This is a genomic window from Plantibacter flavus, from assembly GCF_002024505.1.
Lineage (GTDB): Bacteria > Actinomycetota > Actinomycetes > Actinomycetales > Microbacteriaceae > Plantibacter > Plantibacter flavus_A.
Genome location: NZ_CP019402.1, coordinates 736,849 through 755,139, shown reverse-complemented (window position 1 = coordinate 755,139; position 18,291 = coordinate 736,849). Strand labels below are relative to the sequence as shown.

Below are 18,291 nucleotides of genomic sequence, written 5' to 3'. Positions count from 1 at the left end.
GAGGGTGCAGAATGCAGAGCATGGGAATCGTCACCGGGCGCCGGAACGCGCGTCCGCCGAAGCAGCGCCGCGCAGGCGGACCACCCGAGGGCGACACCTACGACGAGGTCGTGCGGGAGATCCGCGCCGGACGCCTCGACGCCGACGCAGGCGCCGAACGACTGATCGAGCGGCTGACCGACGCGGAACTCCTGGGGCTGCTCGACGGCGACTCCCCGCGCCGACTCCTCCCGCTGATCCCCGTGCTGCTCCACCGGCGTCCGTTCGTGGCCGGAGCCGTCCCGCGGCTCGGAATCCCGGGGATCCGGTTCAGTGACGGCGCCCGCGGTGTCGTCATCGGCGAGTCCACCGCGTTCCCCGTGACGATGGCGCGGGCGGCCACCTGGGACCCGGTGCTCGAGGAGCAGGTGGGTGAGGCGATCGGTGCGGAGACGCGGATCCGCGGGGCGAACTACTCGGCGTCCGTCTGCGTCAACCTCCTCCGCCATCCCGCGTGGGGCCGCGCCCAGGAGTGCTACGGCGAGGATCCGGTGCTGACCGGCCGGATGGGGTCGGCCATGACCCGCGGCGTCCGCGTCCACACGATGGCGTGCGTGAAGCACTTCGCGCTCAACTCCATGGAGGACGAGCGGTTCGAGGTCGACGTCTCGGTGGACGACCACGCACTGCACGAGGTGTACCTGCCGCACTTCAAAGCCGTGATCGACGCCGGCGCGGACTCGGTCATGAGCGCCTACAACCGGGTGCGGGGCGAGTACATGGACGTCAACCGTCCGCTGCTCACCGAGGTGCTGCGGGAGGAGTGGGGCTTCACGGGCTTCGTGACGAGCGACTGGGTCTTCGGGACGCACGACGCCGTCGGCAGCCTGGAGGCCGGGATGGACGTGGAGATGCCCCTCCGCCTGCGACGGGCGCACGAGCTGCCCGCCGCTCTGCGGTCCGGCACCCTCGAGCACGCCACCGTCCTGCGCTCGGCCAGGCGCATCCTGCGGACGACCCTCCTGCACGCCGCGACCCGCACCGAACCGCAGCCCTCGGCGGACGTCGTCGCCGGCTCGGCCCACCGCGCGCTCGCCCGGCACGTCGCCGAGGAGTCGATCGTGCTCCTCGCCAACCGCCCGGTCGACGACGGCGTACCGCTCCTCCCCCTGTCGGCGACGACCCGTCGGATCGCGGTGGTCGGTCGTCTCGCGGACCGGGCGAACCTCGGCGACCACGGCTCGTCGCGCGTCCGTCCGCCGACCACCGTCTCGCCGCTGCAGGGGCTCCGTGAGGCACTCCCCGACACGCAGATCACGACCGCCCCGGCCGGGAACGTACGGGCCGCGGTCGCTGCGGCGGCGGCCGCCGACACGGCCGTCGTCGTCGTCGGCTTCGACCAGCACGACGAGGGCGAGTCGGTCGTCACCGGCGGCGTCGACGTCGGTGTCCTCGGAGCGGCCCTGGACTCGGGTCGACTCCGCAGCGCCATCACGGGCGTCGCGCACCTGGCGTCGCGGTTCGTGCGCGGCGGCGACCGCACCTCGCTCCGCCTCCGGCCCTCGGACGAACGCCTCATCCTGGCCGTCGCCGCAGCCAACCCGCGCACGGTCGTCGTACTCGTCGGCGGGAGCGCCATCCTGACCGAGGCCTGGCGCGACCGCGTCCCGGCCCTCGTCCTCGCCTGGTACGGCGGGATGGAGGGCGGTCGAGCGGTCGCCGATGTCCTGACCGGCGTGGTCGAGCCCGGCGGGCGACTGCCCTTCGTGATCCCGACCGATCCGGCACACCTGCCGCCGTTCGACCGCGAGGCGAAAGCTGTCGTGTACGACGACCGCTGGGGCCAGCGACGCTTGGACGAGGAGGGTCACACGCCGGCCTTCCCGTTCGGCTTCGGCCTCGGGTACACGACGATCGACCACCGCCTGCTCGGGCACCGGTTCGACGACACCGGCGGGACCGCCGAGGTCCTCGTGACGAACACCGGTCACCGCGAGGGGTCGACCGTCGTCCAGCTCTACGCCGCCGACAGCGCACTCGATCGACCGGTCGCCCAGCTCCTCGGGTTCCGGAAGGTGACCCTGCAGGCGGGCGAGGAACGCGTCGTCCGGGTCGTCCTCGATCCGACACCGACGCTCGAACGCGACCCGGTCACCCGCCGCTGGTCGGCCCGCGCCGGCGACTGGGCCCTGCAGGCCGCCCAGCACAGCCCGTCGACCTGGGCGGCGGCGGTCCCGCTGCGGTCCGGTGACAGCGGCCTCGACGACGACCCCGCCCGACTGCCGGACACCGTCGGTTGACCCGATCCGATCAGCTCGGGCCGGCCGGTTCGAGGTCGGCGAGGCCCTCGACCCGCACGGCCAGCTCGTCGTCACGTCCGAGGACGGCGCGGAGCAGACGCTGCGTGTCACGCCGGACGGAGAGCACGGCGTCGTCGCGTCGCAGCACGAGGGTGCCGTCCGGCCCGGTGTAGCGCTGCTGCAGGTCGTCCAGCTCCCCGGCCCGGAGCAGCGCCACCGTGCTGGACGCCGCCGGGTCGACGAGACGCACGAGGGCCGACTCTCCCTCGAGCTCGCTCGCGACCACCCGCCGCGCGCTCGCGTCGAAGATCGTCTTCTGCGCCGCCCGGGTCACGACGAACGGTCGCGCCGGTCCGTCGAGCAGCCGGTCGACGACGTCGCGAGCCGCGTCGGGGCGACCGACCCGTCGGGCTGCGGCCTGCATTCGCGCCAGACGCCCCGGCTCGCCGAGGATCCCGTCGATCTTCCACCCGATCGTCGTCGCGGTGTTGCACCGGACGGCGGCGCCCTGCTCCATGAGGTAGTCGCCGTTGCGCACCTCCTGCCCGGGGATGGGGTTCACGAGCACCATCGGCAGACCGGCGGCCATGCACTCCGACGCCGACAGTCCTCCGGGCTTGCCGATGAACAGGTCGGCTCGGCGCAGGAGCTGCGGCATCTCGTCGGTGAAGCCGAGCACGGTGTAGCGGTCGTCGCCGGGCGTGATGAGGTCCTCGACGCTCCGCCGCAGCGCCTCGTTCCGCCCGCACACGATCGTGGCGGTGAACGGCGACCGGAGGTGCAGTGTCTGTCGGACGACCGCGAGCGCGTAGTCACCGCCGGACGCACCGGCCGAGATGAGCAACATGGGCGGTGCCGCCGGGTCGCGCTCGGCCGGGCCGCTCGGCTGGGCGGCGATGGGGATCCCCGAAGCCACGACCCGGTCGGGCGGGAGCCCCAGGGCCGTCAGCTGGACCCGTCCCTCCTCCCGAGCGAGGAAGAGCGCGTGGAAGGCGCTCGTCAGCCACAGCCCCTGGAAGTCGTAGTCCGTGGTGACGACCGCGGTCCTGGCGTCGACGGCGCCTCGCAGGATGAGGGAGGCCAGCAACTGGGCCGGGAGGAAGTGGGTGCAGATGATCGCCGTGGGCCGGAAGCGTTTGATCGCGCTCACCACCGGCATCGCGTTCGCCCGCGTCCAGGGGTCGAGCGGACCGCGACGACGGAACGGTGCGTCGCTGAGGTCGTAGCCCCACTCCACGAGCCAGGGCGTCTCCTCGACGAGCACGAAGTACCCCTTGCCGAGGACGTCGCGGTACAGGGAGGTACTCGCCTGCAGGACGTCCAGGACCTCGACCTCGGTGACGTCGGGACGCCCGGCGCACGCCTGTTCCACGGCGGCGGCCGCGCTGTTGTGTCCGGACCCGACCCCGGCCGAGAGGATCAGGACGCGTTCCACGCCGTCCGGCCCGGGCTGCTGCTTCGATGTCCTGCGCATGAGCCGATGCTAGCGCGCGGCCTCCGGCGCCAGGGCTGCCTCGTACAGGGCGATGAGGCGGGTGGTCTGCGTCGACTGGCGCAGGGTGCGGGCGAGGCCCGGTGCGACGACGGGCGCGGTACCCGCCTCGACGTCGGCGACGGCGCGGCGGATCGCTTCGGCGAGCGCCTCGACCCCACCGTCCGTCGGCTGCCACATCGAGTCGGCGGGGAGCTCCGCCGCGATGTTCGGGTCACTGATGATCGACGGTGTGCCGAGTGCGGCCGCCTCGAACACGGTCATGCCCTGCGTCTCGAACCCGATCGACGTCTGCACCAGCGCATCGGCGTCGGCGATGGCGCGCAGCGAGTCGGGGTAGGAGACACGTCCGGCGAAGACGACGTGGTCGGCGAGGTCGTGTTCGGCGACGAACGCCTGGGCCTTCGCGAGCAGGAGTCCGGCCCCGTAGAGGCGGAACACCGCGTCGACGTCCGCGAGCCGGACCGCCTCGAGGAACTCCATGAGCCGCTTCTCCTGGCTGAAGCGGCCGATCCACACGAACGACGGCAGCCGGTGCGGTACGTGGAGCGTGGTCGCGCGTTCGTCGAGGATCTCGTCGAGCACCGCGTCGTCGACGCCCGTCGACAGGACCTCGGCGTGGGCGGTCACGCCCTGCTCGCGGAGGACGCGTGCGAAGTGGTGCGACGGCGCGATGACGACGGCAGCACGCTTGGCGAACTCCTGCAGGTAGGACCAGACGCCCGTGGGCAGGGTCGAGAGCCGCGGCCGGAGGACTCTGCGCTGCCACCAGGACAGGGCTCCGACGACGAGGCCCGGCGCCGGCATGGTCTGCTCGATGCCGACGTCCATGCGGTTGTGCATGGTGTGGAGCGCCGGGATCCCGTGCCGTTCGACGTAGCGGTAGGCCGTGAGCGCCTGCCAGAAGTCGGCCTGCACGTGCACGACGTCGACCGGGGGCAGCTCGGCCAGGCGTGCGTCGAGCCAGCGGTCGGTGAGCCGGCCGGGCACGGTCATCGAGTACTCGCGGTCGAGCGTGATGGGGATCGAGGGGGTGTCGAGGTAGTGCGGGTCGTCGTCGTGCGCCTGGTGCATCCGCGGTGAGCACACCGTGACGGTGTGCCCCGCGGCCTCCAGGAAGCGCCGCTGCAGTCGGATCGAGACCTGGGCCCCGCCGGACGACTCGGGGTGCTGGTCGCTGAAGACGAGGATGTGCATGGTCACCAAGGCTACCCGTGGCACCAGGGTCCGAGGTGTCCGGCGCCGCGACTCAGGCTTCGTCGAGGACGGCGACGATCGACTCCTGCAGGTACCCGAGCCAGGCGTAGATCGCCATCATGAGCTGCGGGTCCTGCTCGTCGTCCGACGTCGTCGGGGACGGGTCGAACGGCTCCGCGTCGTCCTCCTCGATGCCGAGTCGAGCCGCGATGGTGAGCCGGGTGTCGTTGAGGAACCGTAGCCAGGTCCAGGCCGTCTCACCCTCGAGGGTCACGGCTGCACCGTCCTCGTGCCCCGCCGGGACCTCGGTCGGCTGACCCGCATCGGACGCGTCGGCGGTGAGCGCCGCCAGGACGGTCCGCGCCGCGGTCACCTTGCCGCCGACGAGGTCGTCGGCGGTGAAGCGTCGGAACTCCGCGGCGGCCTCGGGATCGTCGCGGTACCCCTCCGGCACCAGTCGCGCCATGGCGGGGTCGAGCTCCACGGCGGTCGCCAGCCCGGCGCGCGTCGCGTCCTCGAGCATGTCGACGAGCTGGCTCGCCAGTTGCTCGAGGATCGAGGTCTCCTGCTCGTCGAGGCGGAGCACGACGGGTCCGAGGGGCGGACGGACGAAGGCGCTCATGCGTCGGCCTTCGCGAGCGAGGCCCAGAGCCCGTACCCGTGCATGGCCTCGACGTGGCGCTCCATCTCCTCGCGGTTGCCGGTCGCGACGACCGCGCGGCCCTCGTGGTGCACGGCGAGCATGAGTCGCTCCGCCTCCTCGTGCGTGTAACCGAAGTAGCTGCGGAACACGAGCGAGACGTAGGACATGAGGTTCACCGGGTCGTTCCACACGATGGTGACCCACGGCTGCATGGTGAGGGTCGCCTCGTCGACGATCGGCTGGTCGAGGATCTGCGCCATCCTCCAAGCCTCCCACGATGCGTGCCGAAGCGCCTCCCTGCCTGGGTCCGACTCAGGAAGCGGACGGTGCGCCGGCGCGCGGCTGGCGGAGCGGCAGGGTCACGGTGAAGGTGGAGCCGCGGCCCGGGCGGCTGGACACGGTGATCCAACCATGATGCGCCTCGGTGATGGACTTCACGATCGACAGCCCGAGTCCGACGCCTGGCCGCGCGTCGTCGCGGACCTCCCTGGCCCGGAAGAAGCGATCGAAGAGCTGCCGCTGGTCGTCCGGCGAGATGCCGATGCCGGTGTCCGCGACGTTGACGGTGCAGGTCTCGCCGTCCACCGCGACGGTCACCGCGACCCGTCCACCCCGCGGGGTGTACTTCACCGCGTTCGACAGCAGGTTGTCGAGGACCTGGCGGAGCCGGCCGCCGTCGCCCTCCAGTTCCACGTGGGGAGGGATCTCGGCCCGAACGGCGACACCGGCCTCCGACGCCTGCGGCAGGATCGCGGCCGCGCTCGCCCGGGCGATGTCGGCGACGTCGGTGAGGGCGATGCGCACCCGCATCTCGGCGTCCCCCGCCGCGAGCAGGTCGCCGATGATCGCGTACAGCTGCTCCGCGTTGCGCTGGATCGTCGAGACCTCGCGCTCCAGTCCGAGCTGCCGGAGGTCATGTCCCTCGGTGAGGAGGTCGAGGTAGCCGATGATCGACGTCAACGGGGTGCGGAGCTCGTGCGAGACGTCGATGAGGAACGCTTCGCGCAGCGCCAACGCATTGGCGAGGTCGGTGACGTCGTGCCCGACCGTGATGGTGCCGACGAAGGTGCCGTCGTCGGTGTGCACCTGTCTCGCGTTGCCGATGATGGCGCGCTGGTCTCCCGGCTCGCCGATCCAATACAGTTCGCCGCGGAAGCTCTCCCCGCGCAGCGCCCGGTTGATGACCTGCTTCTCGGGCGACACCCGAGTCTTCCGGTCCGGTCCGTACACGTGGACACCGGCGCGGGTCTTCCGGTCGAACCCGGCCAATTCGGCTTGCTCGTACGTGGCCTCGTTGCGAAGCGCCGCCGTGCCGTCGGGCCGGAAGAAGGCGACGGCGGCGTCGACCGACTCCGAGACCGTCGTCGCGATGGCCGCCGCCTCCGTCGCCGCGGCGAGGGCGATACGCGCCCGTCCCTCATGGGCGCGGAGCTGACGCGCGGCCAGATGCACGGTGACGGTCATGATGAGGACGAGGGCCGGCAGGATGCAGATCGCACCCCACCCGCCCGGCGTCGTCGGCCATGCACCGGCGCGCGCCACCGGGATGAGGGAGACGAAGATCGCTCCGAAGACCGGGACGGGCAGGGCCGAGACCCCGAACCCACCCGCGAGCCAGAGGACCGGGATCACGATGAGGAGACCCGACGTCGGCAGGTTCGGCAGGGTGTCGCGGAAGAAGCCGACGGCGAGGATGTCGATGGTCGGCACCAGCACGAGCAGGCCACGGAGCGCGCCGGACGGTGGCACGGCGAAGAGCAGGGACGTGGCCGCGGCCGTCAGGGAGAGCCCGATGAGGAAGTCGGGCTCCAGCAGGGTCCAGGTCGAGGTCAGGCCGATGTACAGCCCGAGCATCAGGATCGAGGCGATGAACGCGAACTGCGCTCCGGCGAAGAGGTGGTTCGTCCGCGGGAGGGGCGCGGCGGCCGCCGCCGGGACGGAGATGCCGACGGCCGGCGACGCGGGTCGTGGACCGGCGGCAGGTCGAGCCGGGGCGGGCCGGGCCGGGCCGGCTTGAACGTGACCCGCCTGCATGGGGGCTGGCCGGGCGCCGCCACGATCACGGAATCGTGGATCCTGGGGCTGACGCTGGGCCATGGCTGCTCTCCGGAAGGGGACGAGCGATCACCGGGCTCGGGCCGCTCACTCCCGAACCCTACCCGGTGTGCGGACCGCGCTCCGAAACCGTTGACAGCAGGCGGCTCAGGTCGGCACGTGATCGGGCCGCTTGGGCGGGTACACCCAGGTGACCATCACCACCGAGATCATCATGAGGAGGAACCACGACACCAGCTTGGTGAGCGGGACGAGCTGCCAGCCGTCCTCCTGATTCGGGTACAGCCAGGCGCCCGTGATCGTCCCGATGTTCTCCGCGATCCAGATGAAGCAGGCCACGAGCAGGAACGCCAGCAGCACGGGCATGCGGTGCGTCCGACGGAACACGCGGAAGTGCATCATCGTCCGTGCGAACACGAGGAGGACGGCAGCGAGCAGCACCCATCGCAGATCGACGACGTAGTGCTGGCTGAAGAAGTTGACGTAGATGCCGGCGGCGATGATCGTCGTGAGCCACACCCGTGGATAGCGGTCGAACCGCAAGTCGAAGAGCCGGTACACGCGGACCATGTACGACCCGACGGCCGCGTACATGAACCCGGTGTACAACGGCACGGAGCCGAGGTGCAGGACCCCGCCGCCGTCGTACTCCCACGACCCGATCCCGGTCTTGAACAGCTCCATACCCGTCCCGACGACGTGGAACAGGACGATCACCCAGAGTTCGCGACCGGTCTCCAGCCTCGTGGCGATCATGACCACCTGGATGACGATCGCAGCGATGACGAGCGCGTCGTTCCGGGCGAGCCAGGCGTCGTCGGGGTACCAGAGGCGGGCGGCGACGATCACGGCGAGCATCGCTGCGCCGAAGATGCACGCCCACGCCTGTTTCGCCCCGAAGACGAGGAACTCGACGGCTTTCGCCCGCGCACCACCGTCGGGGGCGTCGCGCAGGAGGCGGTTGGCCCGGTCGTCGATCCAGCGCTCGACCGCGGTCAGTTCGTGCTGGTCCGCCCGACGTGCGTCGCGACCCGCTCCGTCTGCGGGGGTGGGCGGCTCGGACATCGGGCCAGCATACGGGCACATTCGGCGCCGCACCTGGGACGTCGGGACCACCCCGACGCGGGCTGCGACGTCGCGCATCGAGCGCCTCTGGAACGCCGCCTGACGCACATGACTCCTGCAACGCCCGTCCGGACTGTCGACGATGCCGGCGATTGAGCGGCCGGTGCTCGTCGAGCGGTCCAAGCAGCAGGAGTTACGGACGCGGCCCGCCGGCGGCCCGGGGGCGCGAGATCGTCACCGTGAACTTCTGGTTGCGCGCGAGCTGCGTCGTCGGGCCGACGAGCCGCTCGAGCGCCGCCCGGTAGCCGAGGTGCGAGTTCCACACGACGGCGAGGGTGCCACCCGGCTGCAGGACACGCGCGGCCTCGGCGAACAGGTCGTGCGCGACGCCCGTGTGCACGGTGGTGCCGCTGTGGAAGGGCGGGTTCAGGACGATGAGGTCGGCTGACGCGTCCGGCTGCATCGACAGGCCGTCGTCGCGGAGCACCGTGATGCGCTCGGCCAGTCGGCGGTCGGCGCCGTCGTTGGCGGCGATGGTCGCGGTGGTCGACGCGACCGCTGCAGCCGACTGGTCGGTCGCGATGACCGCGAGCTCGGGTCGGGCGATGGCGAGCGACACCGCGAGGACGCCGGTGCCGCAGCCGAGGTCGATGGCCGTCCGGGCGTCGGGCGCGATCTCCGGCAGCGCCTCGAGCAGGAAGCGGGTGCCGATGTCGAGCTTCGTGCCGGCGAACGCCGCGCCGGCGGCGGCGATGGTCAGGCCGATGTCGGCATGGTGCTCGGTGCGCAGCGCGGTCGAGGCCGTGGTGTCGGCCTCGTCACGCTCTCCCTCGACGGCGGCGGTCACCGGGTCGCTGGCGCGGAGCACCCGGGACTTCTGCCGGGCGAGGCTCGCGGTGACGGTCGAGAAGCTCCGACCGAGGACCTCGTTCATCGCGGGCGTCAGGTGTTTCACCCGGCCACCCGCCAGGAGGCGGACGTCTGCGGCGCTCCAACGAGCCACGGCGGCGGCGATCTCGTGCAGTGCCTCGAGGTGCTTGGGCAACTGGAGGAGGACGAGCGATGCGCCGGAGAACAGCTCTTCGCCGAGCGGCAGGTTGCGGAAGCCGCCGTCGATGCCGAGCCGTTCGGCGTTGGCTGCGAGGGCACGTTCTCCGACGGCGGCGTCCTGGTGGACCCGGACGTCCGTCGCCCCTATGAGCGCGATGGCGCCGAGGGTCAGGGCCCCGTAGGCGTCGCCGACGACGATGATCTCGCCGGGCGTCGGCACTCGCCCGGCCAGGGCCTCGGCCGCTTCGTCGAGCAGGAGCCGATCGGTCGCGTCGACGGCGAAGAGGTTGGGTGCCTCGTGATCGGGGAACCGGCGCAGCGCGTCGAATGAGAACTCGGGCATCCCCTCAGCGTAACCGGCGGGTCGTGCGCACAGGTTCGCGCGGTCAGGACGCGGGAACCGCCGCCACGGCGTCGATCTCGACGAGCGCTCCCGGGCGTGCCGGGGCGACCGAGACGACCGTCACCGCGGTCCGGCGACCACCCCAGACCGCCGCGGTCGCCGCGTAGCCGTCGGACGGATCGATCCCTGGCGCGAGGTAGATGGTGAGCTTCGCGACGTGCTCCGGCCCGGAGCCGGCCTCGGCGAGCACCGTGAGGACGTTGCGGAGCGCCTGTTCCGTCTGCGGACCGAGGCCGTCGAGGAGTGTGCCCTCGGCGTCGACGCCGTTCTGCCCGCCGATGAACAGCGTCGGGCCGGCCGGGAGGATCATGCCCTGCGCGAAGGCGGGGCTCGTGTACATGGAGGGCGGATCGACGGCGACCGGCGGCGTGGACATGGCTGCTTCCCTTCTGGAGCGGCGACACAGCCTGGACCGGCTGATGCAGCGATTCTGCTCCCGGGGACCGACACCGTCCAGTGGTCAGCCGCGTCGGCGGACGCGTCGAGCCGGCTTCTCCGCCTTCACGGCCCGGAGGACGGCCGGGAAGACGAGGACACCGAGCCCGGCGGAGACGAGGAGGTTGACGACCGTGGCGATGGCGACGCCCTGTCCGAAGGCGCGGACGGTCTCGAGGCCACTGGCGTCCTCGGCGCGGACGGACGCGATCGCACCGAACACGATCACGAGGCTGATGACCGCGAAGATGAGCTGCAGCGGGACGGTGGCCCACATGCCCCAGTGCGTGACGGCTCCTGCGCGACGCACGCCGTGACGCCGCAGGATCCGCAGGCTGAGGGCGATGCCACCGAGGAAGGCGACGACCCCGAGCGCGACGTACCCCCACACCCAGGCACCGAACGGCGGTGTGAGGAAGAGCAGGATGAACCCGAACACGCGCGAGAAGCCGTCGACCCATTCGGCCTCGCCCGCACCGAGCAGGACGCCGACGAGGATCGGGGCGCCGACCACGACGAGCGTCAGCAGCGGAAGCACGCCGGCGACGACACCGAAGTACATGAGCGGGTAGGCGGTCAGTCCGGTCAGCCGGGCGCCGCGCCGCCTCCGGGCCGTCGCGGGTGCGGTCTGCGCCGGGTCCGGCTTCGTCACCACGGGCTGCGCGCTCATGCCCCAACCCTACGCGCACCCGTGGTCGTCATCCATGTGGGATGACGACCACGAGTGCGCTTTCGTCGGTCACTCGGAGAGCGACGGCCGCCAGACGACGACCTCGGTCCGGCGACGGGTGCGGGTACCGCTCCGCATCGGGACGACGCTCCCCTCCATGCCTGCGGCGAACACCCGGTTGCCCGGAGTCCGCAGCAGGGCGTTGGCGAGCGCGTGCTCGAGCTCCCGCACCCGACCCTGGAGCGAGCTGACCTCGTTCTCCAGGGTCAGGATGCGGGAGATGCCCTCGAGGCTGACGCCCTCGGCACTGAGCCTGGACACCTCACGGAGCTGGGCGATGTCGCGCATCGAGTACCTGCGCGACTTCCCGGCGGTCCGCGTCGGCGACACGAGACCGAGCCGGTCGTACTGCCGGAGGGTCTGCGGGTGCATGCCGGCGAGCTCGGCAGCCATCGCGATCGCGAAGACCGGCGAATGCTCGTCCATGCTCCCTGCCCTTCCGTGTGCTGCTGGTTACTAGCCCCGAGCCCGAGCGATGAGTTCGTCGCGGGGGTTGTCCTTCGGCTCCAGCTCGTGGAACCGTTCGAGTGCTTCCTTGGCCTCGCCGCCGAGGTGCGCCGGGACGACGATCTGCACGACGGCCAGGAGGTCGCCGGTGCCCTTCGTCGTCGCGACACCGCGGCCCTTGACGCGGAGGACGCGACCGCTCGGCGTACCGGGGGCGACCCGCAGCTTGACGGGGTCGCCGCCGAGCGTCGGAACCTCGATCGTGGCGCCGAGCGCGGCCTCCACGAAGGTGACCGGCACGGTGACGCGGAGGTTCAGGCCGTCGCGTTCGAACACGGGATGCTTGCGGACACTCACGGTGACCACGATATCGCCGGGTTCGCCGCCGTCCGGACTCGGCTGCCCCTTGCCGCGCAGGCGGATCTTCTGCCCATCCGACACGCCCGCCGGGATCTTCACCTTGATGGTGCGTCCCTCGGAGGTCTGCAGGGAGATGGTGTCGCCCTGCGTGGCCGTGATGAAGTCGATCGTCGTGTGCGCGGTGATGTCGCGGCCGGGCGTGGGTCCGCCGTAGCCGCGGAAGCCACCGGTGGTCTGGCCGAAGCCACCCTGGCCGAACATGCCGCCGAGGATGTCCTCGTACCCCTGCGGGGTCTGCTGGTAGCTGTAGCTCTGGCGACCACCGCCACCACCACCGAACATCGACCCGAAGACGTCCTCGAAGCCGCCCTGGCCGCCGCCGGCACCCGGAGCGGTGAAGCGTGCTCCACCGCCCATGGCGCGGACGGCGTCGTACTCCTTGCGCTGCTCGGGATCGCCGAGGACCGAGTGGGCCTCGCTGATCTCCTTGAACTTCGCCTCGGCCTTCGCATCACCCGGGTTGGAGTCCGGGTGATACTGCCGGGCCAGCTTCCGGTAGACCTTCTTCAGCTCCGCGGGCGTCACGTCCTTCTTGACGCCGAGGACCTTGTAGAAGTCCTTGTCGAACCAGTCCTGACTCGCCATGGCTAGCTCGCCGGGACCGCGACGACCACCTTCGCGGCGCGCAGCAGGGTGGAGCCCAGGTGGTACCCGGTCTCCACGACGTCGAGGACGGTCTCGCCCTCGGCGCCCGGCGTGGGCTGCTGGAAGATGGCCTCGTGCACGTTGGGGTCGAAGGTCTCGCCGACCGCTCCGAACGGCTTCAGCCCGAGCTTCTCGGCAGCGCCGCGGAGCTTGGCCGCGATCTGCGTGAAGGGGGCGTCACCCTCGAGGTCGCCGTGCTTCTCAGCGCGGTCGAGGTCGTCGAGCACCGGGAGCAGGACCTTGGCGACCTCGCCGGTGGTGCGCTCGCGCTCCACCTCACGGCCGGCCTCGGTGCGCTTCCGGTAGTTCGCGTACTCGGCCGTGACGCGCTGCAGGTCGCCGAGGCGTTCTGCAGCGAGCTGCTCGGCCGGGGAGAGGTCGCCGCCCTGAACAGGCTCCTCGGGAGCCGCGTTGAGGATGTCCTCGACGGTCAGCTCGTCGTCGGCGGCCGGTGCGTCGGCGTCGGCGGATTCGGCAGGTGCGCCCGAGGGGGCCGACGCGTCGGCGTCAACCCCCTCGGTGCCAGGCTGACGAACCTCGCCGGTCTCCGGGTCGATCCGTCGCTTGTCACGAATGATGGGATCGTCCTGGTTCTGGTTCTGGTTCTCGTCAGTCATGGTTACTTCTTGTCCTTGTCGTCTTCGTCCTCGACGACCTCGGCGTCGACGACGTCCTCATCGGAGGTCGCCTCCTCAGCCGGGGCCTCGGTTCCTGCGGCGGACTCGGAGGCCTGCGCCTGGGCGTAGATCGCCTCGCCGAGCTTGACCTGGCTCTCGTTGAGCTTGTCGAACGCGGTCTTCACCGCGTCCTCGTCCTCACCGGCGAGCGCGCTCTTCAGGGCGTCGACATCGGCCTGGACGTCGGTCTTGACGTCCTCGGGCAGCTTGTCGTCGTTCTCCTTGATGAGCTTGTCGATCGAGTAGGCGAGCTGCTCGGCGCTGTTGCGGACCTCGGCCTGCTCGCGGCGGGCCTTGTCGTCCGCAGCGTGCTCCTCGGCCTCGCGGACCATGCGCTCGATGTCCTCCTTGCCGAGGGACGAGCCACCGGTGATAGTCATCGACTGCTCCTTGCCGGTGCCCTTGTCTTTCGCGGACACGTGCACGATGCCGTTGGCGTCGATGTCGAAGGTGACCTCGACCTGCGGCACACCGCGCGGAGCCGGCGCGATGCCGGTCAACTCGAAGGTGCCGAGGTTCTTGTTGTCGCGGGTGAACTCGCGCTCGCCCTGGAAGACCTGGATCGCGACGGACGGCTGGTTGTCGTCGGCCGTGGTGAAGGTCTCGCTCCGCTTCGTGGGGATCGCGGTGTTGCGCTCGATGAGCTTCGTCATGATGCCACCCTTGGTCTCGATACCGAGCGACAGGGGGGTGACGTCGATGAGCAGCACGTCCTTGCGCTCACCCTTCAGCACACCGGCCTGCAGGGCTGCGCCGACGGCGACGACCTCGTCAGGGTTGACGCCCTTGTTGGGCTCCTGACCACCGGTGAGCTTCTTGACGAGCTCCGCGACGGCGGGCATGCGGGTCGATCCACCGACGAGCACGACGTGTGCGATGTCGGAGACCTTCACGCCGGCCTCGGCGATGACGTCGTTGAACGGCTTGCGGGTGCGCTCGAGCAGGTCCTGCGTGAGCTCCTCGAACTTGGCGCGGGAGAGCGTCTCGTCGAGGTTCGCCGGGCCGTTCTCCGTGAGGGAGAGGTACGGGAGCTGAATCGAGGTCGACATCGAGGAGCTGAGCTCCTTCTTCGCCTGCTCGGCGGCTTCCTTGAGGCGCTGCTTCGCGATCTTGTCGCCCGAGACGTCGACACCGGTCGAGTCCTTGAAACGCTTGATCAGGTAGTCGACGACGCGCTGGTCCCAGTCGTCTCCACCGAGGCGGTTGTCACCGGAGGTGGAGCGGACCTGGATGGTGGAGAAGTCGTCGTCCTTGCCCACTTCGAGCAGCGAGACGTCGAAGGTACCGCCACCGAGGTCGAAGACGAGGATGAGCTCGTCCTCCTTGCCGCGGTCGAGACCGTAGGCGAGGGCTGCGGCGGTCGGCTCGTTGATGATGCGGAGCACGTTGAGGCCTGCGACCTCACCGGCCTCCTTCGTGGCCTGACGCTCGGCGTCGTTGAAGTAGGCGGGGACGGTGATGACCGCGTCGGTCACGGTGTCGCCCAGGTACTGCTCGGCGTCGCGCTTCAGCTTCGCGAGGATGCGGGCGGAGAGCTCCTGCGGCGTGTACTTCTTGCCGTCGACGTCGAACTTCCAGTCGGTGCCCATGTGGCGCTTGACGCTCGCGATGGTGCGGTCGACGTTGGTGACGGCCTGGCGCTTCGCGGTCTCGCCGACGAGCACCTCGCCGTCCTTGGTGAATGCGACGACGGAGGGGGTGGTGCGGAAGCCCTCGGCGTTGGCGATGACGGTGGGTTCTCCACCTTCGAGGACGGCGACCACCGAGTTGGTGGTACCGAGGTCGATGCCTACTGCACGTGCCATGTGTTGGTTCTCCTTGTGTTGGCTGCCGGTTCGGAACTCGTCGACTCGGGCGGCATGCAGATGGCGTCCGGCCGACTCGACGAGCTCGGCACCGAGCTGATTGGTGGGGTGATGCTGGTATGACGTCGAGACTTGAGCCCCGATGACTCAATGCTACCGAGGCCTGGTTTCGACGTCAAGAAAGTTGAGTCCGCCTGGCTCAACTCCCAGCGGATGGCCAGGGTGACCACGACCCAGGTGCCCTTCGGCAAGCTCAGGGACCGAGACGGGGAACAATCCGGGAGTGACGACAGGCCCAGGGTCCGGAGGTCCGGTCCCTGAGCCTGTCGATCCATTTCCCCGCCTAGGCGGCGTCCACCACCACCACGGAACGCTCCGTGACGACGATCTTCCCGCCGACCGCGTCGACGTGCACGGTCGAGCCGTCGCCGACCCCGCCGCCCACGACGAGCTCGGCGATGCGGTCGTCGACCTCACGCTGGATGAGGCGACGCAGGGGACGTGCCCCGTACTCCGGCTCGTAGCCGAGCTCCGCGAGGAGGGTGAGCGCTTCCGGAGTCGTCTCGAGAGACGCACCGCGTGCGGCCAACCGCTCGGTCGTACGGCCGAGCATCAGTCCGACGATCTCCTGCAGCTGCTGCTGGTCGAGCTTGCGGAAGAGGACGACCTCATCGATGCGGTTGAGGAACTCCGGACGCATCGCTTCGCGCAGTTTGCCCATGACCCGGGCACGCAGCGCCTCCTCGGAGCCGAAGCCCGTCGGGTCGTCGGCGCCACCGGCCACGAAGCCCATCGCTCCGGACCGCGAGGTCAGGAACTCGGAGCCGAGGTTCGACGTCATGACGACGACCGTGTTGCGGAAGTCGATCGTCCGCCCCTGACCGTCCGTCAGGCGACCGTCGTCGAGCACCTGCAGGAGCAGGTTGAAGACCTCCGGGTGCGCCTTCTCGATCTCGTCGAACAGCACGATCGAGTAGGGGTTCCGACGCACGCGCTCGGTGAGCTGGCCCGCCTCGTCGAACCCGACGTACCCGGGAGGGGCACCGACGAGTCGCGACACCGTGTGACGTTCGCCGAACTCACTCATGTCGAAGCGGATCACGGAGTGCTCGTCCGCGAAGAGGGATCCGGCGAGCGCCTTCGCGAGTTCCGTCTTGCCGACGCCGGTGGGGCCGAGGAACAGGAAGCTGCCGACAGGGCGGTTCGCGTCCCCCATGCCCGTGCGGTTGCGACGGACGGCCTTCGAGACCGCGGTCACGGCGTCGTGCTGGCCGATGACGCGAGCGTGCAGTTCGTCCTCGAGGCCGGCGAGACGTTCCCGCTCACCCTCCGTGAGCCGACTGACCGGGATGCCGGTGGCACGGGACACGACGCCGGCGATCTGCGCCTCGTCGACGACCGCGTCGCGGTCGGTGCGCGCGCCGGGGCCGCTGGAAGCGGCGTCGAGCTTCGCCTGGACGGCGGTGATCTCGTCGCGGATGCGCGAGGCCTCCTCGTAGTGCTCGGCCGACACGGCGGCGTTCTTCGACGCCTCGAGTGTCGCGAGCTCCTCGACGAGGGCGCTCACGTCGACCGCCTTCCCGAGCCGCAACCGCAGCCGGGCTCCGGCCTGGTCGACGAGGTCGATGGCCTTGTCTGGCAGGACGCGGTCGGGCAGGTAGCGGGCCGAGAGCTCGACGGCTGCGCGGAGGGCGTCGTCGGTGAAGCGGACGTCGTGGTGCTCCTCGTACGCCGGACGGAGACCGTCGAGGATGAGGACGGCGTCCTCGATCGACGGCTCGCCGACGCGCACGGGCTGGAAGCGGCGTTCGAGCGCCGGGTCCTTCTCGATCCCGCGGTACTCACGGAGCGTGGTCGCACCGATGAGGTGCAGCTCACCGCGAGCGAGACGCGGCTTGAGCATGTTCCCGGCGTCCATGCCGCCCTCGCCGGAACCTCCGGCGCCGACGACGGTGTGGACCTCGTCGATGAAGACGATCAGCTCGGAGCGGTTGGCTGCGATCTCGTCGAGCAGACCGGTGAGGCGCTCCTCGAAGTCACCGCGGTAGCGGGTTCCGGCGACCATGGCCGGCAGGTCGAGTGAGACGACGCGCTTGCCGCGCAACTGCTCCGGGACGCCGCCGTCGACGATCGCCTGGGCGAGCCCCTCGACGACCGCCGTCTTGCCGACGCCGGCCTCGCCGACGAGGACGGGGTTGTTCTTCGTGCGGCGGGAGAGGATCTCGATGGTCTGCTCGATCTCCTCGGAACGTCCGATGACGGGGTCGAGCGACCCGCCGGCGGCGAGCGCCGTGAGGTCGGTGCCGAAGCGGTCGATCATCGGGGTGTCCGAGTCGAGGTCGTCCGCATCGCGGTCGTCCCGGTCGTCGGTGGCGACGCCGGGGTCGCCGACGGTCTGGCGCATGCCCTGGGTCAGCGCCTCCGCCGTGACGCCGGCGCGGGCGAGGACCTCACCGGCGGGCGAGTCCTGGTTGATGACGAGCGCGAAGAAGAGGTGCTCGGGGTCGACGTAGGTCGACCCGGCGGCGCGGGCCACCTGGTAGGCGTGGAACAGCGCGCGCTGGGCCGACGGCGTGATGGCCGGGTCCTTGACGCTCGGCGAGGACGCCTGCGGCAGGCGCTGCTCGGCGGCCTTGGCGATGACCTTCGGGTCGACGCCGAGGCGCGCGACGGCGTCCTTCGCGGGCTCCTCGCTCACGATGACGCGCAGGATGTGCAGCGCGTCGAGCTCGTTCTGGCCGCGCTCGAGCGCGAACCGGCCGGCGCGCTGCAGGATCTCCTGCGTCCGCGCGGTGAGGAAGCGGCTGAGGTCGATGGTCCGCGCCGAACGCGCCCGCTCGCCCTCGAGGTATCGGGCGAGGAAGTCGTCGAACGACGACGATCCGCCGTCTGCTGCTGCGCCGCCCTGGGTGAAGTCTTCGGGCACGTGAACCTCCTGGATTCAAACT

General features: G+C 70.6%; 15 protein-coding genes. 1 reads left to right on the top strand and 14 read right to left on the bottom strand.

The window, feature by feature from the left end; all coding sequences use genetic code 11:
* Positions 1–20 precede the first annotated feature (20 nt).
* Entirely contained in the window at positions 21–2,279 is a 2,259-nt protein-coding gene (locus tag BWO91_RS03555; protein ID WP_079003824.1) for a beta-glucosidase family protein, read from the top strand.
* 10 nt (positions 2,280–2,289) lie between these two features.
* On the opposite strand, the gene BWO91_RS03550 is transcribed toward BWO91_RS03555, so the two are convergent.
* The 14 genes from BWO91_RS03550 to BWO91_RS03485 all read right to left on the bottom strand — a co-directional run bounded on the left by BWO91_RS03550 (position 2,290) and on the right by BWO91_RS03485 (position 18,269).
* On the bottom strand, positions 2,290–3,753 hold the full coding sequence (locus tag BWO91_RS03550; protein WP_079001281.1) for an MGDG synthase family glycosyltransferase: 1,464 nt from the start codon (positions 3,751–3,753) through the stop codon (positions 2,290–2,292).
* A gap of 9 nt (positions 3,754–3,762) precedes the next feature.
* Positions 3,763–4,968, bottom strand: a complete 1,206-nt coding sequence (locus BWO91_RS03545; RefSeq protein ID WP_079001279.1) for a glycosyltransferase — start codon at positions 4,966–4,968, stop codon at positions 3,763–3,765.
* Positions 4,969–5,020: 52 nt separating this feature from the next.
* Complete coding sequence (locus BWO91_RS03540) at positions 5,021–5,590, bottom strand: DUF2017 family protein (protein WP_079001277.1); 570 nt, start codon at positions 5,588–5,590, stop codon at positions 5,021–5,023.
* Positions 5,587–5,871: an ATP-dependent Clp protease adapter ClpS gene (clpS, locus tag BWO91_RS03535; protein WP_056009029.1), complete on the bottom strand. Its 285-nt coding sequence runs from the start codon at positions 5,869–5,871 to the stop codon at positions 5,587–5,589. The genes BWO91_RS03540 and clpS overlap by 4 nt, the downstream gene beginning before the upstream one ends.
* A gap of 52 nt (positions 5,872–5,923) precedes the next feature.
* Positions 5,924–7,645: a sensor histidine kinase gene (locus tag BWO91_RS03530; protein WP_079001276.1), complete on the bottom strand. Its 1,722-nt coding sequence runs from the start codon at positions 7,643–7,645 to the stop codon at positions 5,924–5,926.
* Positions 7,646–7,813: 168 nt separating this feature from the next.
* The gene (locus tag BWO91_RS03525) at positions 7,814–8,731 is read right to left on the bottom strand and encodes a DUF817 domain-containing protein (RefSeq protein WP_079001274.1); all 918 of its coding nucleotides are present in this window, start codon (positions 8,729–8,731) and stop codon (positions 7,814–7,816) included.
* A 193-nt stretch (positions 8,732–8,924) separates the two neighbouring features.
* Positions 8,925–10,124 carry a class I SAM-dependent methyltransferase gene (locus BWO91_RS03520; RefSeq protein WP_079001273.1) on the bottom strand — a complete coding sequence of 400 codons (1,200 nt, stop codon included), beginning with the start codon at positions 10,122–10,124 and terminating at the stop codon, positions 8,925–8,927.
* A 43-nt stretch (positions 10,125–10,167) separates the two neighbouring features.
* Entirely contained in the window at positions 10,168–10,560 is a 393-nt protein-coding gene (locus BWO91_RS03515) for a RidA family protein (RefSeq protein WP_079001271.1), read from the bottom strand.
* Positions 10,561–10,644: 84 nt separating this feature from the next.
* Positions 10,645–11,289, bottom strand: a complete 645-nt coding sequence (locus BWO91_RS03510; RefSeq protein WP_079001269.1) for a hypothetical protein — start codon at positions 11,287–11,289, stop codon at positions 10,645–10,647.
* A gap of 69 nt (positions 11,290–11,358) precedes the next feature.
* The gene (locus BWO91_RS03505; protein ID WP_064297156.1) at positions 11,359–11,775 is read right to left on the bottom strand and encodes a heat shock protein transcriptional repressor HspR; all 417 of its coding nucleotides are present in this window, start codon (positions 11,773–11,775) and stop codon (positions 11,359–11,361) included.
* A 30-nt stretch (positions 11,776–11,805) separates the two neighbouring features.
* A complete protein-coding gene (locus BWO91_RS03500; RefSeq protein ID WP_079001267.1) occupies positions 11,806–12,801 on the bottom strand; it encodes a DnaJ C-terminal domain-containing protein in 996 nt (331 codons plus the stop codon).
* Positions 12,802–12,803: 2 nt separating this feature from the next.
* Complete coding sequence (locus BWO91_RS03495) at positions 12,804–13,478, bottom strand: nucleotide exchange factor GrpE (protein ID WP_064297154.1); 675 nt, start codon at positions 13,476–13,478, stop codon at positions 12,804–12,806.
* 2 nt (positions 13,479–13,480) lie between these two features.
* Positions 13,481–15,343 (bottom strand): molecular chaperone DnaK, encoded by a 1,863-nt coding sequence (gene dnaK / locus BWO91_RS03490; RefSeq protein ID WP_064297153.1) that lies wholly within the window; start codon positions 15,341–15,343, stop codon positions 13,481–13,483.
* Between the two features lie 343 nt (positions 15,344–15,686).
* The gene (locus BWO91_RS03485) at positions 15,687–18,269 is read right to left on the bottom strand and encodes an ATP-dependent Clp protease ATP-binding subunit (RefSeq protein ID WP_079001266.1); all 2,583 of its coding nucleotides are present in this window, start codon (positions 18,267–18,269) and stop codon (positions 15,687–15,689) included.
* Between the last annotated feature and the right edge of the window lie 22 nt (positions 18,270–18,291).

Bases quoted from the DNA above. Each gene is read 5' to 3' on its own strand.
- BWO91_RS03555 (WP_079003824.1), top strand. From the start codon at position 21: ATGGGAATCGTCACCGGGCGCCGGAACGCGCGTCCGCCGAAGCAGCGC.
- BWO91_RS03550 (WP_079001281.1), bottom strand. From the start codon at position 3,753: ATGCGCAGGACATCGAAGCAGCAGCCCGGGCCGGACGGCGTGGAACGC.
- BWO91_RS03545 (WP_079001279.1), bottom strand. From the start codon at position 4,968: ATGCACATCCTCGTCTTCAGCGACCAGCACCCCGAGTCGTCCGGCGGG.
- BWO91_RS03540 (WP_079001277.1), bottom strand. From the start codon at position 5,590: ATGAGCGCCTTCGTCCGTCCGCCCCTCGGACCCGTCGTGCTCCGCCTC.
- clpS (WP_056009029.1), bottom strand. From the start codon at position 5,871: ATGGCGCAGATCCTCGACCAGCCGATCGTCGACGAGGCGACCCTCACC.
- BWO91_RS03530 (WP_079001276.1), bottom strand. From the start codon at position 7,645: ATGCAGGCGGGTCACGTTCAAGCCGGCCCGGCCCGGCCCGCCCCGGCT.
- BWO91_RS03525 (WP_079001274.1), bottom strand. From the start codon at position 8,731: ATGTCCGAGCCGCCCACCCCCGCAGACGGAGCGGGTCGCGACGCACGT.
- BWO91_RS03520 (WP_079001273.1), bottom strand. From the start codon at position 10,124: ATGCCCGAGTTCTCATTCGACGCGCTGCGCCGGTTCCCCGATCACGAG.
- BWO91_RS03515 (WP_079001271.1), bottom strand. From the start codon at position 10,560: ATGTCCACGCCGCCGGTCGCCGTCGATCCGCCCTCCATGTACACGAGC.
- BWO91_RS03510 (WP_079001269.1), bottom strand. From the start codon at position 11,289: ATGAGCGCGCAGCCCGTGGTGACGAAGCCGGACCCGGCGCAGACCGCA.
- BWO91_RS03505 (WP_064297156.1), bottom strand. From the start codon at position 11,775: ATGGACGAGCATTCGCCGGTCTTCGCGATCGCGATGGCTGCCGAGCTC.
- BWO91_RS03500 (WP_079001267.1), bottom strand. From the start codon at position 12,801: ATGGCGAGTCAGGACTGGTTCGACAAGGACTTCTACAAGGTCCTCGGC.
- BWO91_RS03495 (WP_064297154.1), bottom strand. From the start codon at position 13,478: ATGACTGACGAGAACCAGAACCAGAACCAGGACGATCCCATCATTCGT.
- dnaK (WP_064297153.1), bottom strand. From the start codon at position 15,343: ATGGCACGTGCAGTAGGCATCGACCTCGGTACCACCAACTCGGTGGTC.